Genomic DNA, 16,275 nt, shown 5'->3' with positions numbered 1-16,275 from the left:
TTCTTTCTGCCCGTTCAAGGCCTGCCCGCTTGACCTGATGTCGCTTGAATGCCATGAGCCGCTCCTTACGGACCAGCGTCGCGGGTGGAAACGCGCCACGCTGACAGCCTCTTTCACCCTTGCGGACACTGACACCTTACGATGCCTGCATCTCCCTTCCGGCCCGGATCGATCCTGCTGCTGGATCTGCTAAAGCGGCAATCCGCGCTGTTGTTTCAAGCGCCGGAAGAGGTGATCACCTGCACGCGCCTGGACGAGGTTCGTGGGTGCCTCAAGCGGCTTGAAGCTGCCCAGGCCGAAGGCAGGCATGCGGCGGGATACCTCGCCTATGAGCTGGGGTTTGCCTTCGAGGACAAGCTGCAACAGCGGTTTGAGGAAACCGGCGAACCGCTGCTCTGGTTCGGGCTTTATGGAGCGCCTGCGGAACTGGATCTGGATGAGGCCAGATCCTTGCTGGCAAATGCCCCGGACGGCGGCAAGGCAAGCGTCGGCAGGCCGGAGTTCGACATGGACCGGGCCGCTTATGACACAGCCTTCACCCGTGTTCGTGACCATCTGGCAAAGGGCGACATCTATCAGGTCAACCTGACCATGCGCGCGAGGTTCCGGCACCAGGGGGCTCCCGAGCAGATCTTTCAGGATCTCCTGCGCCGCCAGCCGGTCGAATTCGCCGCATTCTTGCGTCTTGAAGACCGTACCATCCTGTCCCTCTCGCCCGAACTCTTTCTGGAGCGGGAAGGCACTTGCCTGCGGACCAGACCGATGAAGGGGACCGCCGCCCGGGGGCGTTATGCCTCGGAAGATGCCGCGATTGCGCGCACGCTTTCAAGCGACCCGAAGCAACGCTCTGAAAACACCATGATTGTCGACCTGATGCGCAACGACCTGTCGCGCATCGCCCAAACGGGCACGGTGAAGGTGACCAAGTTGTGCGAGGTGGAGCGCTATCAGAGCCTTCACCAGATGACATCCACGGTCGAGGCCGAAGTGCCTTTGCACACCGGGTTTGCCCGCATCGTCGAACATCTTTTTCCGTGTGGGTCGATCACGGGAGCACCGAAGCTCAGCGCGATGCAGATTGCCCACGATCTGGAAACAGGCCCGCGCGGCGTCTACACCGGATCGATCGGTTATCTCGCACCGGGGGGCGACTTCCGGCTGAACGTTGCCATCCGCACGCTGGTGTTGCGGAACGATGGCAGCGGCGAAGCCGGCACCGGCTCCGGGGTGATCTTCGACAGTGGCGCTGCCCCCGAATATGACGAGTGCGCCTTGAAGCTGAGGTTCATGAGTGAAGACACGCCCGGCTTCGATCTGATCGAGACGCTGGCCCACCACCCTGACGACGGTTATCTGTTGCTGGAAAGGCATTTGCAGCGCCTGCAGGCTTCTGCAGCCTACTTCGGCTTCCGCTTCCGGGAAGAAGAGGTGCGCTCGGAACTCTTGCGGCATAGCCGCGCCTTTGCCGGCCCAAGGCGCGTACGCCTGTTGTTGGCGGCAGATGGCGGGACTTCGGTCACCTCGACGAATCTGGCCCCGGCCAGCCATGCGTCGCTCTTCAATCTGGTGCTTGCGCGCGAGACCACTCAGTCAGCGGACAGGTTCCTGTTCCACAAGACCACCAATCGTGCCTTCTACGATGACACGCGCCTGCGCTATCAGGCTGAAACCGGCTGTCAGGAGGTGCTGTTTGTGAATGAACACGGCTATCTCACGGAAGGCAGCTACACGACCCTTTTTGTTAAAAAGAACGGCAGCCTGCTGACGCCTGCACTCCAGCACGGTCTTCTTCCCGGCACGTTCCGCGCGGGCCTTCTGGAGCGGGGTCTGGCGGCCGAGGCGGATCTTGTGCCGCAGGATCTTCATGACGCCGAGGGCGTCTACGTCGGCAATTCCGTGCGCGGCCTGATACGTGCGCGCCTGCTTTCAGAGGAAGAGGCCGGGCTGTGGCGGCTGGAAGCCGGGCAACAAGGCGAAGCTGCGCGCAAGACTGGATGAAATCCGGTGTTCACCGGATGCCTTTCATTGCATCTCAGGCATCGTCCCAGGGAATGACCGTCAGTTCCGGCCAGAGCGCCTTCATTCGCGCGGCCTTCTCGGCGTAGGTTTCCAGGTTGGGTTGGGTGTAATTGGGCACAAGCCGCATACCGAACAGGTTGGCAAGGCCAAAGGGCGCATGCAGGACCAATCGCCCGTCCTGTGAAAGACGCGCCGCCACCGCATGTGTGCGCGAGGCATAGGTCGTCAGGGAATCCATTGCGCAATCAAGCGGGCGATAGGGCCTTCCGAAGCGCTCTTGATACCACAGGTGTACGCGGGCTTGATTTCGGACCTCAAGCAGACTGACCCACTCCGGGAGAGACTCGTTGACCTTGCCTATGACGGCGTCCTCTGCTTCGTAAGAGAGGTCCTTGCCGTCGAAATAGATGATATCGAAGTCCTTGATGCCGTGCAGCATGGGGCGGTTGGTCAGGACGTTCCAGACGGTCTGGTACATGCCGCCCGATACGAGCCAGGCATCCGGCAGGTTGAGATCACGCACTGTCGTGAGAATTTCCATCACGTGGGGGATGGAGCGGATGATCTGTTCAAGCCTTGCCAGCCGCGTCTCTTCGCAGGCGGCGTATGGATCACCCAGCCTTGTATCAAGGTCGTCCTGCGGCAAATCGGCGGTCATGACGGGATCCTTTCCTGCGAAGATCAACCTATCCGATTCTGACGCCTTGGCGAGCCACACCGGTGCGAGGCCTTGCACGGAAGCAAGCCCATGCTGGCATGAAGACCGGACTGGCGGATGCGGCCACCGACTTGACATGAGCCGGGCAGACGCCATCTCCTCTGGCAGCGCTTTGTAATTTCAGGAATTGCCGATGAATACATCGTCACGCAAACATGTGATTGCTGCACTGGCCGCTTGCGGGGCGGTGCTGGTCTCCGCCCTTCCGTCCGCAGCTCAATCCGGACGGCCTAACTCCACCGCCATGTCCTGCGGGCAGGTTCAATCCATGATCAACCAGCGAGGCGCCGTTGTGCTCAGCACGGGGCGCTATACCTTCGACCGCTATGTGGCAAACCGGAACTTCTGCCAGCATGGTGAGGTCACGCGGCGGGACTATATTCCGACGAGGGACAACGCGAAATGCTACGTGCTTCGCTGCATCAATCCCCAGCCCTGGCGGTATGACTGAGCCGTTCCCGAAACGGTTGCCGTGCCGATCTTCAACGGGAGACGTCATGTGACCCGACTTTCCGGCAACGCATGTTTCGGTTTGCTGACGTTTGCCTTTCTCGGGGTGTTTGCCGCCGTTGAGCCGGCCACGGCCCAGGCCGGGCGTCCGGACACGCGTTCAATGACCTGTGCCCAGGCCCAGGAACTGGTCAGGAAGAGCGGCAGCATCGTGCTGACAACCGGCCCGTCAACCTTTGACCGATTTGTTGCAAACGGCAGCTATTGTCGCCCGCAAACGGGGCAGGTCCGCGCGAAATTCGCGTCCACGCGAGACAATCCGCAATGCTCCGTCGGTTACAGGTGTTTCCAGAACCGGACGCAACGGTAAACGGGGTCCTTCTGCAAAAACTGGATATCGACGCTGAAGTCTTAACCGCCTTGCAGGCTTTTCTTGCTATTTCAGGTGCTAACGGGGCAACGCTGTGTTGCAATTCGAAACCGTTTCACAAATATGAAATACGGATTGCCTACTGCTGGAACTCATTAGACATTTAATACATGACTTCGCCTGAATACTCAGGAAAGGCCTTGCGATGAACGAGAATAATACAAGAAAACAACTCTTAATTGCGAAGTCCGCACTTCAGGCTGGCCTGTTTTTGTGTGCGGTTCTTGCGCCTGTGCAGCAAGCAGACGCGCAGACCCGGCGACAGCCGGATACGACCCAATTGTCCTGCGACCAGACACATGACCTGATCAAGAGGTTCGGGGGAATCAATCTGAAGTCGGGGCCTTACAAGTTTGACCGGTTCGTGACGGGCCGGAACCAGTGTTTCGCGGGGCAGACGGTACGAACCACTTTCGTGCCGACAAAGGACAACCCGAGATGTTCCGTGCTGGTCTGCGCTGAAATGGGGCAGACCCGGCAGTAAAAAGGCCGCGCGATGGTGTTTCGCGCAGCCTCTTTTCCAGACATTGTCAAAGACCGGATCAGCCTCTCAGCGTGCCGCCGGTCGCCTTTTCGACATTGGCGATGATCTTCTTGGCCACCGCATCGATTTCCTCGTCCGTGAGGGTTTTCTGACGCGGTTGCAGCGTCACGTCGATGGCGACGGACTTCTGGTCTTCCGGAACGCCCTGGCCTTCATAGATGTCAAACAGGGTGACATCGCTGATCAGGGTCTTGTCCGCACCACGAGCGGCTTTCAGCAGCGCCTCGGCCGAAATGTCCTTGCCGACCAGGAAAGCGAAGTCGCGCTGGACCGGCATCAGGCCACTGACATTGAGGGCTCCCTTCGAACGGCCGCTCTTGCCCTTGGGCTCGGGCAGCGCGTCGAGGAAGATCTCGAATGCGACCAGCGGACCTTCGATATCGAGCATCTGAAGGGTGCGCGGGTGAATTTCGCCGAACACCGCCAGCACGTTCTTCGGACCAAGCTTGAGACAGCCTGAGCGGCCCGGATGGAACGTTGCCGGGGCGTCTGCCGACACCATCAGTTTTTCCACCGGAGCTCCGATGGCCGCCAGCGCTGCCTCGGCATCGGCCTTGGCATCGAACACGTCAACGGATTGGGAAACGCCCGACCAGTGCCGCCCGGCACCCTGCAGCTTTGCGGATCCGCGGCGTACGCCGGTTGCGACCATCTTCTGGCCTTCCGGCGTGTCGTTCTCGAACACCTGGCCGATTTCGAACAGGGCAACATTGCCGTAGCCCCTGTCGGCATTGCGCTGTGCTGCCACCAGCAGGCCCGGAAGCAGGCTCGGGCGCATGTCCGACATCTCGTTGGAAATCGGATTTGCCAGCGCCAGTGCAGCGCTGCCGCCACCGAAGAGTTCCGCATGATCCTTGGCGATGAACGACCAGGTGACCGCTTCGTTGAAGCCACGGGCAGCAAGCGCACGGCGCGCCTTGTTGCGGCGGATCTGGCCGGTGGTCAGCACCTTCTGGCCGACGGTGCCGGTGCGCGGCAGCGGCGTGAAGGGAACGCGTTCCAATCCGATGATACGCACGACCTCTTCGACCAGGTCGGCCTTGCCTTCGATGTCCGGGCGCCAGCTGGGCGCGGCCACCTTGACCTTGTCGCCGGCACCGGAAATCCAGAAGCCGAGCGACTTCAGGGTGACGTTGGCTTCCGCGGGAAGTACGTCGACGCCGGACAGGCGCTTGATCTCAGAATAGGGGAAATCGATGATGTTGCTGGTATCGGGAACAGTGCCTGCCTGTACAGTTTCCGACGGTTCACCGCCGCAAAGGTCCATGACCATGCGGGTGGCATATTCCAGGCCCGGCATCATGTAATTGGGGTCGACACCACGCTCGAAGCGGTAACGGGCGTCGGTGTTGACACCGAGCTTGCGGCCGGTGGCGGCAATGTCGTCCTCGTCCCACAGGGCAGACTCGATCAGCACATTGACGGTGTCTTCCGTACAGCCGGACGGTTCGCCACCCAGAATGCCGCCGAGGCTCTCCACGCCGTTGTCATCGGAAATGACGCAGATCGTGTCATCGAGCTCATAGCTCTTGCCGTTGAGACCGTCGATCTTTTCGCCCTGCTTGCCGCGGCGGACGACAAGATTGCCGTGAACCTTGTCCGCGTCGAACACGTGCAGCGGCCGCCCCTGATCGAAGGTGATGTAGTTGGTCATGTCGACAAGGGCGTTGATCGGACGCAAGCCGATGGCGGTCAGGCGGTCCTGCAGCCATTTCGGCGACGGCCCGTTCTTCACGCCCTTGACCATGCGCAGGCCAAAGGCCTTGCACATAGGTTTGGTGTCGCCGAAATCCAGCGTCACATCGACCGGGCAGGGGAAGCTGCCACGAACCTGTTCGTTGCTGCGTTCCTTCAGTTTGCCAATGCCGGCGGCGGCAAGGTCGCGGGCGATGCCGTAGACACCGGTGCAGTCCGGGCGGTTCGGGGTCAGACCGATTTCGATGACAGGTTCATCAAGACCTGCCCATTCGGCATAGGCCATGCCGACCGGGGCATCCGCAGGCAGATCGATAATGCCGTCATGTTCGTTGGAAAGTTCCAGCTCGCGCTCCGAGCACATCATACCGAAGCTTTCAACGTCGCGGATCTTGCCGACGGACAGCGTCACGTCCAGGCCGGGCACATAGTCGCCCGGCTTTCCAAGAACGCCGACAAGGCCGGCACGGGCATTGGGAGCGCCGCAGACAACCTGCACCGGATCACCTTCGCCAGTATCGACCTTCAGCACGCGCAACCGGTCGGCGTTGGGATGCTGCACGGCTTCCAGAACCTTTGCAATCCGAAACGGCTTCAGCCTGTCGGCGCGATTGGTGACTTCTTCGACTTCCAGACCGATCAGGGTGAGACGGTCAACGATCTCCTCCAGGCTGGCGTCGGTTTCCAGATGCTCCTTGAGCCAGGAAAGGGTGAATTTCATGTCTCGATCTCTTCAAACTTGATGCGGCGGCTTGGCCGCTAAACGGGGCGTGGGGGCGTCAGTTGCCGAGCCGGTCCACTTCGGGAATGATCGTGGCAGCGCCGTAATTTTCTGCAAAACGGCGGCCGATGTTGGAAAAGTCGCGCGTCCAGCCGCGCACGATCTCCGGCGTGATCTGCTGATTGGTGGCAATCGCCTGGGCGGCTTCCGTCTCGATCCGGTCCCGCAGGATGCCGAGCTCGATCTGGGCAGCATATTCGGCGCGGTATTTGCCGAGCCACCCCATGGCGACGATCACGACCATCACCAAAAGGGCCGCGGTGCTGGTCAGCCCCGCCCATTTTGCCGTGCCGCCGATCCGGCGGTCGCTGGCGATCAGCACGATCGAAGCGATGGTCAGGAAAGCCACGATATAGATCGCCTGCAGGAAACTCTGGTACTTCTCGGCCGAGCTTGCCTCGTGGCCCGCACGCAGACGCGTGATCCGGTCACGAAGATAAAGCAGCGCATCGGCTTCGGTGCCCAGTTTCTCCCGGAAATAGGTGTCGCAGAACCGCAGCCGGCCCCGGTTTTCGATCTTTTCCGCGCAGGCCTCCAGGAACGAGGTCGGCGTCGCAACGCGCGTATCCTTGTCCGCGGTCTGTGCGGCTGCCGGCAACAGGGCGGCAGCGGTCAGCATGGCGGCAAGAACGATGCGGATCAGCATTGACATGATGGCGCCCCCAAAATCAGGCGGTTAACTGGACAGACCGCCGAACAGCGTCGGCAGATCAAGTGGGCGGAAGCCGTAATGCTGGATCCAGCGGACGTCGGCGTCGAAGAAGGCGCGCAGGTCCGGCATGCCGTATTTCAGCATCGCGATGCGGTCGATCCCCATGCCCCAGGCAAAACCCTGGTAAACATCCGGATCAAGGCCGCAATTGCGGATCACATTCGGGTGGACCATGCCGCAGCCGAGGATTTCCAGCCAGTCTTCGCCCTGGCCGATCTTCACTTCGCCGCCGGACCGGTCGCACTGGATGTCGAGTTCCATGGACGGTTCGGTGAAGGGGAAGAAGCTCGGGCGGAAGCGCATCTTGATGTCGTCGACTTCGAAGAAGGCCTGGCAGAACTCGCGCAGTACCCATTTCAGATGGCCGAAATGGCTGCCCTTGTCGATCACGAGACCTTCCACCTGATGGAACATAGGCGTGTGGGTCTGGTCGCTGTCGCAGCGGTAGGTCCGGCCCGGAATGATGACGCGGATCGGCGGTTCCTGGCCACGCATGGTGCGGATCTGCACCGGCGAGGTGTGCGTGCGCAGCAACAGCCGTTCACCGTCTTCCTTCGGATTGAAGAAGAACGTGTCGTGCATCTCGCGCGCCGGGTGGCCTTCGGGAAAGTTCAGCGCGGTGAAGTTCAGTTCATCGGTCTCGATGTCCGGGCCTTCCGCGATGGAAAAGCCCATGTCGGCGAAGATGGCGGTCAGCTCGTCAATGACCTGGCTGACAGGGTGGATGCGCCCTGTTTCCGCCGGAGACGGGCGCAGCGGCAGGGTGATATCCACCTTCTCGCTGGCCAGACGGGCTTCCAGGGCCGCTTCCACCAGAACATCCTTCCGGGCGGCGATTGCGTCGGTGATTTTCGCCTTGAGGCCGTTAAGGGCAGGGCCCATCACCTGGCGTTCTTCCGGCGTCATCTTGCCGAGCGTTTTCATCTGCTCGGAGATCGAGCCCTTCTTGCCAAGGGCAGCAACGCGGATGTCTTCCAGGGCGGCTTCGGTCCCGGCGTCTTCGATGGCGGCCAGAAGATCGGATTCAAGTGTGTCGAGGTTGGACATGCGTACTCGGTCGTCGGTTCGCGCTGTGCGCGCGGAGGTGTCGAAACAGAAAGTCGGGGTCTTTTAGCGAATAATGGCGGTGATTGCCACGGCCTCATGCGCATTATTGCGTGAGTTCCCGAAGAGAAGAAAAGCGCCGGTATTCAAGCGCGTTAGCGCGTAAATCGCCCGCAGGCTGGGCCCTGCAGCTCGATGAGGCGCACGTCGATCCCGGAAAGAGGCTGAGAGCCACTGGATGGGCCGGAACGGCGGATATGTGCGGTACGGTCGCTCATGGGGCGTCAATGTAGCGAAAGGCGGGGCGATGGCAAGCGGAAAAGGCAGGCTGCCGCGTGCGGGTCCTGGCCAGGACGCTCTGATGGCAGCCGGATCCGGGAACTCTCCCCCCGCACAGGCGTTTCCACTTCAACTTCCCTGCTGTTTGCCAACGTCCGTGGACAGCCGGGCGCGTGGTACCAGGGGGAATATGCATGACACGAGGAAGAGACGCCGGAAGCCCGGAAAAGATCCCGCCACTCGGCTGGCTGGATATTGGTTATCGTGTCTGGCACGCGGTCCAGCGGGACCATATCGACTTGATCGCCGCCGGGGTTGCCTTCTACGGTCTTCTTGCAATCTTCCCCGCCATCACCGCTCTCACGGCGTTGTCCGGGCTTGTCGTCGAACCTGTCGAAGTCAGCCGCCAGCTTGAGATAATCGAAAATGTTCTGCCGCAGCAAGCGTCCCAGATCATACTCACACAGGCCGCTGACGTCGCCGGAAGCGAGAATGCAGGTCTCGGGTTTGCCTTCGTCATCGGTCTGGGCATTGCTGTCTATTCCGCCTCCAGGGGCATGGCCAGCCTGATGGAGGGACTCAACGTCGCCTATGACGAAGTCGAAAAGCGGGGCTTCATTGCCCTGAAGGCTCGCACCCTGGTGATGACGATCCTGATTGTTCTCGCTCTCATGCTGGGTTTGATCTCCGCGCTTCTGCTGCCCGTCGTCTTTGGTTACCTCGCCCTGCCGGACTGGCTTGAGAGGATCCTCTCCTCGGTGCGCTGGCTGCTCCTTGGTTTGTTGACCGTGACCGGTCTGTCCTTCGTCTACAGGTTCGGGCCATCGCGAACCGACGCCAAATGGAAATGGATAACGCCCGGCGCCGTGATCGCCTGTCTGTTGTGGCTTGCCGCGTCCTACGGTTTTTCGGTCTATGTGGCGAATTTCGCCAGCTACAACAGAACATTCGGCAGCCTTGCCGGTGTCATCATTCTGCTCATGTGGCTCTGGATATCCGCCTATATCGTCTTGCTCGGCGCAGAGCTGAACGGCGAGATGGAAGCACAGACACGGGAGGACAGCACCATTGGCCCGGATCAGCCAATGGGCACGCGCGGCGCGGTGAAGGCCGATATCCTGGGAAAATCCATTGCGGGCGCGGAATAGAACCGGCAGGCCTGCCAGCCCACTTATTCCGTCACCACATCCGCGCCTTTCGGGCGGCCGATTGAGCTCTGCAGCTCATCTCTCAACCAGTCTCCAAAGGCTTTCTTGGCCTTGGTCTGTGGCGCGTTTCTGCCGCTGATCAGCCAGTAGGCGCTACCCGTGGCGGGGCGTTCAGGGAACGGGGCGATCACCTGGCCGGATTTCACCGCGTAAACCGCAAGCGTTTCCCAGGCCAGGAACACCCCGTGCCCGGCGATAGCCGCATCAAGGCAAAGGGAGCCGTCGGAAAATGTCGGGCCGTCCTGCAGGATGCTCTCGTCAAGACCGAAGAGATCCAGCCAGGTCTTCCAGGTGAACATCTGTCCAGGGTCACGAATGATCGGCAACTTGCCGATATCCTTCGGCTCCCTGATCTGTTCGGCCAAGGCCGGGCTGCAAACCGGAAACACCCGTTGGTGCAGCAACTGTTCTGCCTTGACGCCCGGATAGGGGCCCTTGCCGACACGGATGCAAAGGTCGACGTCGCTCATATCCGGATCCACCAGATCCACTGTCGCTTCCACCCGCACACGGACGCCCGGGTGCACCTTGTTGAAGTTCTTGAGGTGCCACACCAGCCATTTGCCGGCAAAAACCGGGGCGACCGAAATCGTCAACGCATCCTCACGTCCGCGCTGGGTGGTGGCGATGGCGGTCGAAAGCGAAGACATCGCGCTTGTCAGGTGCGGCTGCATCGCAAGCACATGAGCGGTTGGCAGCAACAAGCGGTTCTGCCGTTCGAACAGCTGCACGCCAAGCTGGGCCTCGGTCTTGTGAACCTGCTGGCTGACAGCGCCGACCGTGACGCCAAGTTCGTCTGCCGCCGCCTTGACGGAGCCGAGCCGGGCAACGGCTTCCACGGCACGAAGGCCGGAGAGGTGAATGCGATTCAGGTTTTTCATTTTAGAAAATCTAAATCGAAAATCAGAATAAGTCGATTTTTTTAGCGAATGATGGCGGCTATATAGAGAGCATAGCTAAATTCAAAGAAGGAATTTGGCCATGCAAAAAACAATAATAAGGAGATTGAAACTCATGATGAAACTGTTCATGCGCCGCCACCTGACCGCACGTCCGGCTTCCGCTTACGACCGCACCGATCCGATGTCCCATCCGGCAATCGTACGCATGTCCCAGCGCGAACTGGCCGACCTGCCGCTCAACCGGCGCTAAGGCTCAAGGCCGGCTGAAAAGCCGGTCCCCGACCCTTCTGATCGACCCTCCGCAAGGACTGGCCGGTTGGACAAGACTTCCAAACCAGAAAACGGCGCCAGGGCGGAAAGCCCGGCGCCGTTTCTGTCTTTGGGCGGGCAGGGCAGTCCTGCCGCTGCCCAACGGACCGGATCAAACCGCGACCGGCTGCCTGTCGGCATATTGCGCGACCCCGTGCCCGAACGACCAATTCTCCAGCCGGGTCTCGACCAGGTTGATGAAGATGTCTTCGGACCGGATGCCGACTTCGCGGGCAAGCCCTTTGGCGATCCGGGCAAACAGCGCTTTCTTCTGGTCGACACTGCGTGTGTCGCTGACGGTCAGCTGGATGATGATCAGGTCGTCGGACCGATCGATATTCATGAAGTGGCGGCCGAACAGGAAATCCTCGCGCGAATGTTCGGTGATCATCATGAACTTGTCGTCCTGGGGCACGCCGAAGGTCTCGCGCATGGCCTGGTAGATTTCGTCCAGGATCGCGGATTTTTGGGCGGCGGTTTTGGAGCCCTTCATCAGGGAAATGTTGGTAAGCGGCATCGTGGTGTCCTCCGTCATGGGGGTGATGCCGTCGACTTTATGGTGGCTAGAAAGATTTGAAAAACAAATCTTTGATATTTCAAAAATCACAAATTAGAATGAATGTATGACCGATCTCGATATGGATCTCCTGCGCGCCTTTGTGCGTGTTGCTGAAACGGGCAGCTTTACACGGGCTGGTCAGATGACTGGCGCCAGCCAGTCTGCCGTCAGCGTCAAGATCAAGAAACTGGAAGAGCGTCTGGGTAGCACCTTGCTCAGCCGATCGCCCCGGTCCGTCCGGCTGACGAGCTTCGGTGCACGGTTTTTAAGTGATGCCCGCAGCCTGATCGACCTGCATGACAGGGTGGCGGCGCGCGTTTCCGGTCCTCAGGTTCAAAAGCGGCTGAGGTGCGGCATTAGCGATCATGCTGCAGGTGGCAGGCTTCCGGAGATAGTCGCCTCGCTCAGCAAGGCCTTGCCGGAGCATCGCCTCCACGTTGCGGTCGGATATTCCGACACGCTCTATACTGATTTCAAGGCAGGGCTGTTCAGCGCGATCATGGTCCGCTCCGAAGATGTCGAGGGTACCGGCCGTGTGGCCTTCGAGGAGAACCTTGTCTGGACGGCCTCCCGCGAATTTGCCTGGAAGGCCGGCGCGGCACTTCCCCTTGTCGCCCTGTCCGAGACATGCGCCCTCAGGCGCCTGGCGGAAGGCACGCTGAAGGACGCCGGGATCTCCTATGAAGACGCCTTCACCGGCACTGGTGTCGGCGCCATCCAGGCAGCGGTCAGTGCCGGCCTCGGTATCGCCTGCCTCGACAGGCGCAACATTCCGGCCGGCTGCCGTGAGGTTGGCGACCTCTATCAGCTTCCGGTCTTGCCGAAGACAAAGATGACGCTCTTCTGCCGCGAGGACGACATCGCCTCGGCGATTCTCGGCGCTTTCAGGGAACATCTTTGAGCCCTTGACCTGGAGTTGCTCCAGGGAGCTAGGGTTCACCTGACCAACAAGAGTGGAACCCATGCTGATCTCGGAAGCCTCCGTCAGAAGCGGCCTCAGCGCCGATACGATCCGTTACTACGAGAAGTCCGGAATTGTGCCCGCCATAGATCGTGGGGCGGACGGCCTGCGCCGGTTTTCTCCCGAGAATGTGGAGTGGCTCACGCTGCTCTACTGGCTGCGCAAGACCGGCATGTCGATGAAGGACATGCAGCGCTTCGCTGCGCTTTACCGCGAGGGCGGGCGCACCGTCAGCGAGCGCAAGGCTTTGCTGCTTGGGCATGCCGAAGCCCTCAAACGCAAACGCGCCGATCTCGACCGCTGCGAAGAGGTACTTGCCGAGAAGCTTGCCATTTACGACAAACTAGAAGGACAACGCCCATGAAGATCATCATTGTTGGTGCAGCCGGAGCGATCGGGCAGGCAGCCTGTGCCGAGCTCTCCACCCGTCATGAGATCATCACTGCCGGGCGTTCAGCGGGTGATATCAAGGTGGATCTTGCCGATGAGGAAAGCATCGACGCCATGTATGCGGAAGCCGGCCTCGTGGATGCGGTTATCTGTGCTGCCGGGGAGGTCGCTTTCGGCCGGTTGGCGGAGATGACCGGCGAGAAATATCTCTACAGCCTGAAGAACAAGGTGCTTACTCAGATCAATCTCGTTCTGAAGGGCCTGAAGGTTGTGAGCGAGGGCGGATCGTTCACCCTGACCAGCGGAATTCTGGACAGGGACCCGATCCGGGTCGGTTCGGGCTCGGCCACCACCAACGGCGCGCTCGGCGGCTTTGTCAAAGCGGCGGCCATCGACATGCCACGTGGTCTCAGGATCAATGTCGTGAGTCCCGGACTTCTGGAGGTCTCCGCCAACCGCTACGGTGCCATGTTCCCCGGTCACGAACACGTCTCGTCCCGGCGTGTCGGTCTTGCCTACGCCAAATGCGTCGAGGGAGGCGCGACGGGGCTGGTCGTGCCTGTGGACTGACAGGCCTGCCGGAGCACTCAGGCCTTCTTCACGAATTCCGTCAGGATGACGATGCGCTGATCGTTCACACGCCCTTCGATCTGGGAGGCGTTGTCCGCAACAAGGGAGATGTTGCGCACGGCGGTGCCGCGTTTGGCGGTGAAGTTGGCGCCCTTGACCTTGAGATCCTTGATCAGGGTCACCGTGTCGCCGGCAGCCAGAACAGCGCCGTGGGTATCCTTGTGCACCACGCCGTCGTCGTCGCTCATGCTGGCGCCTAGACCGGCCTTTGCCCAGGCGAGCGTGTCCTCTTCCAGATACAGCATGTCCAGAAGATCGCGCGCCCAGCTTTCATCAGGCATTTTTGAGAGCATGCGGTAGGCAACAACCTGAACCGGTGGCACCTGGCTCCAGGCGGCTTCATTCAGGCAGAGCCAGTGTTTGGGATCGACATCGGCAGCGCCTGAAATCTGATCCGCGCACGTCGTGCATGCGAGAACCGCCATCTCCGCGGTGCCGTCAGCAACCGGGCCAACGTCGAGCGGCTGCAACGCATCGGTGGCACCGCAGAATTCGCAGGCATTGCCGGCGCGGTCGGAAAGGGTCTGTTCGATAGTCATGGCAAGGCCTTGCTTGGGGGCGCGCCGCGGGCGGGCTTTTTCAGCCGGTCTATGGCGCTTCAATCAGGAGGGCAAAGAGGAGCAACGTTTGTCACGCCGGTTTGCCGAAGGCAAGACCCGGGCCTTGCAAACCTTGGCGCTGATACCTCTTGTCACGGAAAGCCGGGCATCGCCCGCCGTTCGAAAACCGCCGTAGGTCCGCTGGAGCTTTGGCTTGGCGCTTTGCGCCAAGCGGGTTCTCAATCGTCCATTTTCAGGGCCTGGATAAAGGCTTCCTGCGGGATTTCGACCTTGCCGAACTGGCGCATCTTCTTCTTGCCCGCCTTCTGCTTTTCCAGCAGCTTGCGCTTACGCGTGGCGTCGCCACCGTAGCACTTGGCGGTCACGTCCTTGCGCAGGGCGGAAATGGTCTCGCGGGCGATCACGCGGCCGCCGATGGCTGCCTGGATCGGGATCTTGAACATGTGCCGCGGGATCAGCTCTTTCAGCTTCTCACACATGGCACGGCCGCGCCGTTCCGCCTGGCTGCGATGCACGAGCACGGAAAGCGCATCGACAGGCTCTTCGTTGACCAGGATCGACATCCTGACAAGATCGCCTGCCCGGTAATCGGAAATCTGATAGTCGAACGAGGCGTATCCCTTGGAAATCGACTTCAGGCGGTCGTAGAAATCGAACACGACTTCGTTGAGCGGCAGGTCATAGGTGACCATCGCGCGCGACCCGACATAGGACAGGTTGATCTGAAGACCGCGCCGTTCCTGGCACAGTTTCAGGATGCCGCCCAGATATTCGTCCGGCGTCATGATGGTCGCCCGGATCCACGGTTCGCGGATCTCGGAGATCTTGACCACGTCCGGCATGTCGGCCGGATTGTGCAGTTCCACTTCAGACTCGTCCGTCAGGGACATCTGGTAGACAACCGAGGGTGCGGTCGCGATCAGGTCGAGGTCGAACTCGCGGTAGAGCCGTTCCTGGATGATTTCCAGATGCAGCAGGCCGAGGAAGCCGCAGCGGAAGCCAAACCCGAGCGCCGCGGAGGTTTCCATTTCGAACGAGAACGACGCATCGTTGAGGCGCAGCTTGCCCATGGCAGCACGCAGGTCTTCGAAGTCGTTCGCATCGACCGGGAAAAGGCCACAGAACACCACCGGCTGTGCCGGTTTGAAGCCCGGAAGAGCTTCCGCACAGGGCTTTTTCTCAAGGGTGATCGTATCGCCGACGCGCGTGTCGGCCACTTCCTTGATCGATCCGGTGATGACGCCGATCTCGCCGGCGTGAAGCTCGTCCACCTGCAGGAATTTGGGGGTCATGACGCCGACGCGGTCGACGTCATAGGCCGCACCCGTGCCCATCATCTTGATCTTCTGGCCCCGTTTCAGGGACCCGTCGATGACTCGGACCAGCACCATCACACCCAGGTAGGTGTCGTACCAGCTGTCGACCAGCATCGCCTTCAGCGTGGCATCCGGATCACCTTCCGGCGGCGGCAGCTTGGAAACGATCGCCTCCAGCACGTCGTCGACACCAAGACCGGTCTTGGCGGAGATCATGCAGGCTTCAGATGCATCGATACCGATCACATCCTCGATCTGCTCCTTGATGCGGTCCGGTTCGGCCGCGGGCAGGTCGATCTTGTTGAGTACGGTGACGATCTCGTGATCGTTGTCGATGGCCTGATAGACGTTGGCCAGTGTCTGGGCTTCAACACCCTGGGAAGCATCGACCACCAGCAGCGAGCCTTCACAGGCCGCCAGCGAGCGGGACACTTCGTAGGCAAAGTCCACGTGGCCCGGCGTATCGATCAGGTTCAGCCTATACTGGTTGCCGTCCTTGGCATTGTAGATCAGGCGCACTGTCTGCGCCTTGATCGTGATGCCGCGCTCGCGTTCGATGTCCATCGAATCGAGCACCTGCTCGGTCATTTCGCGGTCGGTCAGCGTGCCGGTCATCTGGATCAGGCGGTCGGCCAACGTCGACTTGCCGTGATCGATATGAGCCACGATGGAAAAGTTGCGGATGTTGGAAAGCTTCTTCGTCGTCATGGCCGCCCCTTTACCATTGCAATTCGATTTCGCCTAGTGGATTGAAGCGCTCGGGCGTTG

The 16,275-nt window shown here is 60.6% G+C and carries 16 protein-coding genes and 1 pseudogene; 9 read left to right on the top strand and 8 right to left on the bottom strand.

The features are described 5' to 3' along the window. Nucleotides 1–141: 141 nt before the first annotated feature. Nucleotides 142–1,998: an aminodeoxychorismate synthase component I gene (pabB, locus tag ACYQ54_RS16560; RefSeq protein ID WP_460084148.1), complete on the top strand. Its 1,857-nt coding sequence runs from the start codon at nucleotides 142–144 to the stop codon at nucleotides 1,996–1,998. Between the two features lie 34 nt (nucleotides 1,999–2,032). Here pabB and ACYQ54_RS16555 read toward each other — a convergent pair whose 3' ends face one another. Then, complete coding sequence (locus tag ACYQ54_RS16555; protein WP_460084146.1) at nucleotides 2,033–2,677, bottom strand: nucleotidyltransferase family protein; 645 nt, start codon at nucleotides 2,675–2,677, stop codon at nucleotides 2,033–2,035. A gap of 193 nt (nucleotides 2,678–2,870) precedes the next feature. On the opposite strand from ACYQ54_RS16555, the gene ACYQ54_RS16550 reads away from it, so the two are divergent. Next, nucleotides 2,871–3,188 carry a hypothetical protein gene (locus ACYQ54_RS16550; RefSeq protein WP_460084144.1) on the top strand — a complete coding sequence of 106 codons (318 nt, stop codon included), beginning with the start codon at nucleotides 2,871–2,873 and terminating at the stop codon, nucleotides 3,186–3,188. A gap of 48 nt (nucleotides 3,189–3,236) precedes the next feature. After that, a complete protein-coding gene (locus tag ACYQ54_RS16545; RefSeq protein ID WP_460084142.1) occupies nucleotides 3,237–3,557 on the top strand; it encodes a hypothetical protein in 321 nt (106 codons plus the stop codon). 602 nt (nucleotides 3,558–4,159) lie between these two features. On the opposite strand, the gene pheT is transcribed toward ACYQ54_RS16545, so the two are convergent. From pheT to pheS, 3 genes are read right to left on the bottom strand one after another with little or no spacing between them, the layout of a single operon-like run. After that, nucleotides 4,160–6,577: a phenylalanine--tRNA ligase subunit beta gene (gene pheT / locus ACYQ54_RS16540; protein ID WP_460084141.1), complete on the bottom strand. Its 2,418-nt coding sequence runs from the start codon at nucleotides 6,575–6,577 to the stop codon at nucleotides 4,160–4,162. Nucleotides 6,578–6,635: 58 nt separating this feature from the next. Then, entirely contained in the window at nucleotides 6,636–7,289 is a 654-nt protein-coding gene (locus ACYQ54_RS16535) for a phenylalanyl-tRNA synthetase subunit alpha (protein ID WP_460084139.1), read from the bottom strand. A gap of 24 nt (nucleotides 7,290–7,313) precedes the next feature. Continuing rightward, a complete protein-coding gene (gene pheS, locus ACYQ54_RS16530) occupies nucleotides 7,314–8,396 on the bottom strand; it encodes a phenylalanine--tRNA ligase subunit alpha (protein ID WP_460084137.1) in 1,083 nt (360 codons plus the stop codon). 470 nt (nucleotides 8,397–8,866) lie between these two features. Between pheS and ACYQ54_RS16525 the strand changes: the two genes are divergently transcribed. Then, nucleotides 8,867–9,820 carry a YihY/virulence factor BrkB family protein gene (locus ACYQ54_RS16525; RefSeq protein ID WP_460084135.1) on the top strand — a complete coding sequence of 318 codons (954 nt, stop codon included), beginning with the start codon at nucleotides 8,867–8,869 and terminating at the stop codon, nucleotides 9,818–9,820. A 23-nt stretch (nucleotides 9,821–9,843) separates the two neighbouring features. Here the strand turns inward: ACYQ54_RS16525 and ACYQ54_RS16520 are convergent, their stop codons facing one another. Next, the gene (locus ACYQ54_RS16520; protein ID WP_460084133.1) at nucleotides 9,844–10,761 is read right to left on the bottom strand and encodes a LysR substrate-binding domain-containing protein; all 918 of its coding nucleotides are present in this window, start codon (nucleotides 10,759–10,761) and stop codon (nucleotides 9,844–9,846) included. 133 nt (nucleotides 10,762–10,894) lie between these two features. On the opposite strand from ACYQ54_RS16520, the gene ACYQ54_RS16515 reads away from it, so the two are divergent. Next, nucleotides 10,895–11,032 (top strand): hypothetical protein, encoded by a 138-nt coding sequence (locus tag ACYQ54_RS16515; protein WP_167579506.1) that lies wholly within the window; start codon nucleotides 10,895–10,897, stop codon nucleotides 11,030–11,032. Between the two features lie 171 nt (nucleotides 11,033–11,203). Here the strand turns inward: ACYQ54_RS16515 and ACYQ54_RS16510 are convergent, their stop codons facing one another. Beyond that, nucleotides 11,204–11,608: a tautomerase family protein gene (locus ACYQ54_RS16510; protein WP_460084131.1), complete on the bottom strand. Its 405-nt coding sequence runs from the start codon at nucleotides 11,606–11,608 to the stop codon at nucleotides 11,204–11,206. Nucleotides 11,609–11,714: 106 nt separating this feature from the next. Between ACYQ54_RS16510 and ACYQ54_RS16505 the strand changes: the two are divergent. From ACYQ54_RS16505 to ACYQ54_RS16490, 4 genes and pseudogenes are all read left to right on the top strand, one after another. Next, a pseudogene (locus ACYQ54_RS16505) lies at nucleotides 11,715–11,894 on the top strand (LysR family transcriptional regulator); the annotation flags it as partial. A 99-nt stretch (nucleotides 11,895–11,993) separates the two neighbouring features. Further along, nucleotides 11,994–12,551, top strand: a complete 558-nt coding sequence (locus ACYQ54_RS16500) for a LysR substrate-binding domain-containing protein (RefSeq protein ID WP_460084850.1) — start codon at nucleotides 11,994–11,996, stop codon at nucleotides 12,549–12,551. Between the two features lie 61 nt (nucleotides 12,552–12,612). Next, nucleotides 12,613–12,975, top strand: coding sequence for a MerR family transcriptional regulator (locus ACYQ54_RS16495; RefSeq protein WP_460084129.1), 363 nt, complete (start codon nucleotides 12,613–12,615; stop codon nucleotides 12,973–12,975). Continuing rightward, nucleotides 12,972–13,571: a short chain dehydrogenase gene (locus tag ACYQ54_RS16490; RefSeq protein WP_460084127.1), complete on the top strand. Its 600-nt coding sequence runs from the start codon at nucleotides 12,972–12,974 to the stop codon at nucleotides 13,569–13,571. The genes ACYQ54_RS16495 and ACYQ54_RS16490 overlap by 4 nt, the downstream gene beginning before the upstream one ends. Nucleotides 13,572–13,588: 17 nt before the next feature. Here ACYQ54_RS16490 and ACYQ54_RS16485 read toward each other — a convergent pair whose 3' ends face one another. Both ACYQ54_RS16485 and lepA read right to left on the bottom strand, forming a co-directional pair. Next, on the bottom strand, nucleotides 13,589–14,170 hold the full coding sequence (locus ACYQ54_RS16485) for a PhnA domain-containing protein (protein ID WP_460084125.1): 582 nt from the start codon (nucleotides 14,168–14,170) through the stop codon (nucleotides 13,589–13,591). A 239-nt stretch (nucleotides 14,171–14,409) separates the two neighbouring features. Continuing rightward, on the bottom strand, nucleotides 14,410–16,215 hold the full coding sequence (gene lepA / locus ACYQ54_RS16480) for a translation elongation factor 4 (protein ID WP_460084124.1): 1,806 nt from the start codon (nucleotides 16,213–16,215) through the stop codon (nucleotides 14,410–14,412). Between the last annotated feature and the right edge of the window lie 60 nt (nucleotides 16,216–16,275).

Source organism: Roseibium sp. LAB1 (assembly GCF_054658235.1).
This window is presented reverse-complemented; position numbering and strand designations above follow the sequence as displayed.

Excerpts from the sequence above, each read along its gene's own strand:
- pabB (WP_460084148.1), top strand. The coding sequence starts at position 142 with ATGCCTGCATCTCCCTTCCGGCCCGGATCGATCCTGCTGCTGGATCTG.
- ACYQ54_RS16555 (WP_460084146.1), bottom strand. The coding sequence starts at position 2,677 with ATGACCGCCGATTTGCCGCAGGACGACCTTGATACAAGGCTGGGTGAT.
- ACYQ54_RS16550 (WP_460084144.1), top strand. The coding sequence starts at position 2,871 with ATGAATACATCGTCACGCAAACATGTGATTGCTGCACTGGCCGCTTGC.
- pheT (WP_460084141.1), bottom strand. The coding sequence starts at position 6,577 with ATGAAATTCACCCTTTCCTGGCTCAAGGAGCATCTGGAAACCGACGCC.
- ACYQ54_RS16535 (WP_460084139.1), bottom strand. The coding sequence starts at position 7,289 with ATGTCAATGCTGATCCGCATCGTTCTTGCCGCCATGCTGACCGCTGCC.
- pheS (WP_460084137.1), bottom strand. The coding sequence starts at position 8,396 with ATGTCCAACCTCGACACACTTGAATCCGATCTTCTGGCCGCCATCGAA.
- ACYQ54_RS16525 (WP_460084135.1), top strand. The coding sequence starts at position 8,867 with ATGACACGAGGAAGAGACGCCGGAAGCCCGGAAAAGATCCCGCCACTC.
- ACYQ54_RS16520 (WP_460084133.1), bottom strand. The coding sequence starts at position 10,761 with ATGAAAAACCTGAATCGCATTCACCTCTCCGGCCTTCGTGCCGTGGAA.
- ACYQ54_RS16515 (WP_167579506.1), top strand. The coding sequence starts at position 10,895 with ATGATGAAACTGTTCATGCGCCGCCACCTGACCGCACGTCCGGCTTCC.
- ACYQ54_RS16510 (WP_460084131.1), bottom strand. The coding sequence starts at position 11,608 with ATGCCGCTTACCAACATTTCCCTGATGAAGGGCTCCAAAACCGCCGCC.
- ACYQ54_RS16495 (WP_460084129.1), top strand. The coding sequence starts at position 12,613 with ATGCTGATCTCGGAAGCCTCCGTCAGAAGCGGCCTCAGCGCCGATACG.
- ACYQ54_RS16490 (WP_460084127.1), top strand. The coding sequence starts at position 12,972 with ATGAAGATCATCATTGTTGGTGCAGCCGGAGCGATCGGGCAGGCAGCC.
- ACYQ54_RS16485 (WP_460084125.1), bottom strand. The coding sequence starts at position 14,170 with ATGACTATCGAACAGACCCTTTCCGACCGCGCCGGCAATGCCTGCGAA.
- lepA (WP_460084124.1), bottom strand. The coding sequence starts at position 16,215 with ATGACGACGAAGAAGCTTTCCAACATCCGCAACTTTTCCATCGTGGCT.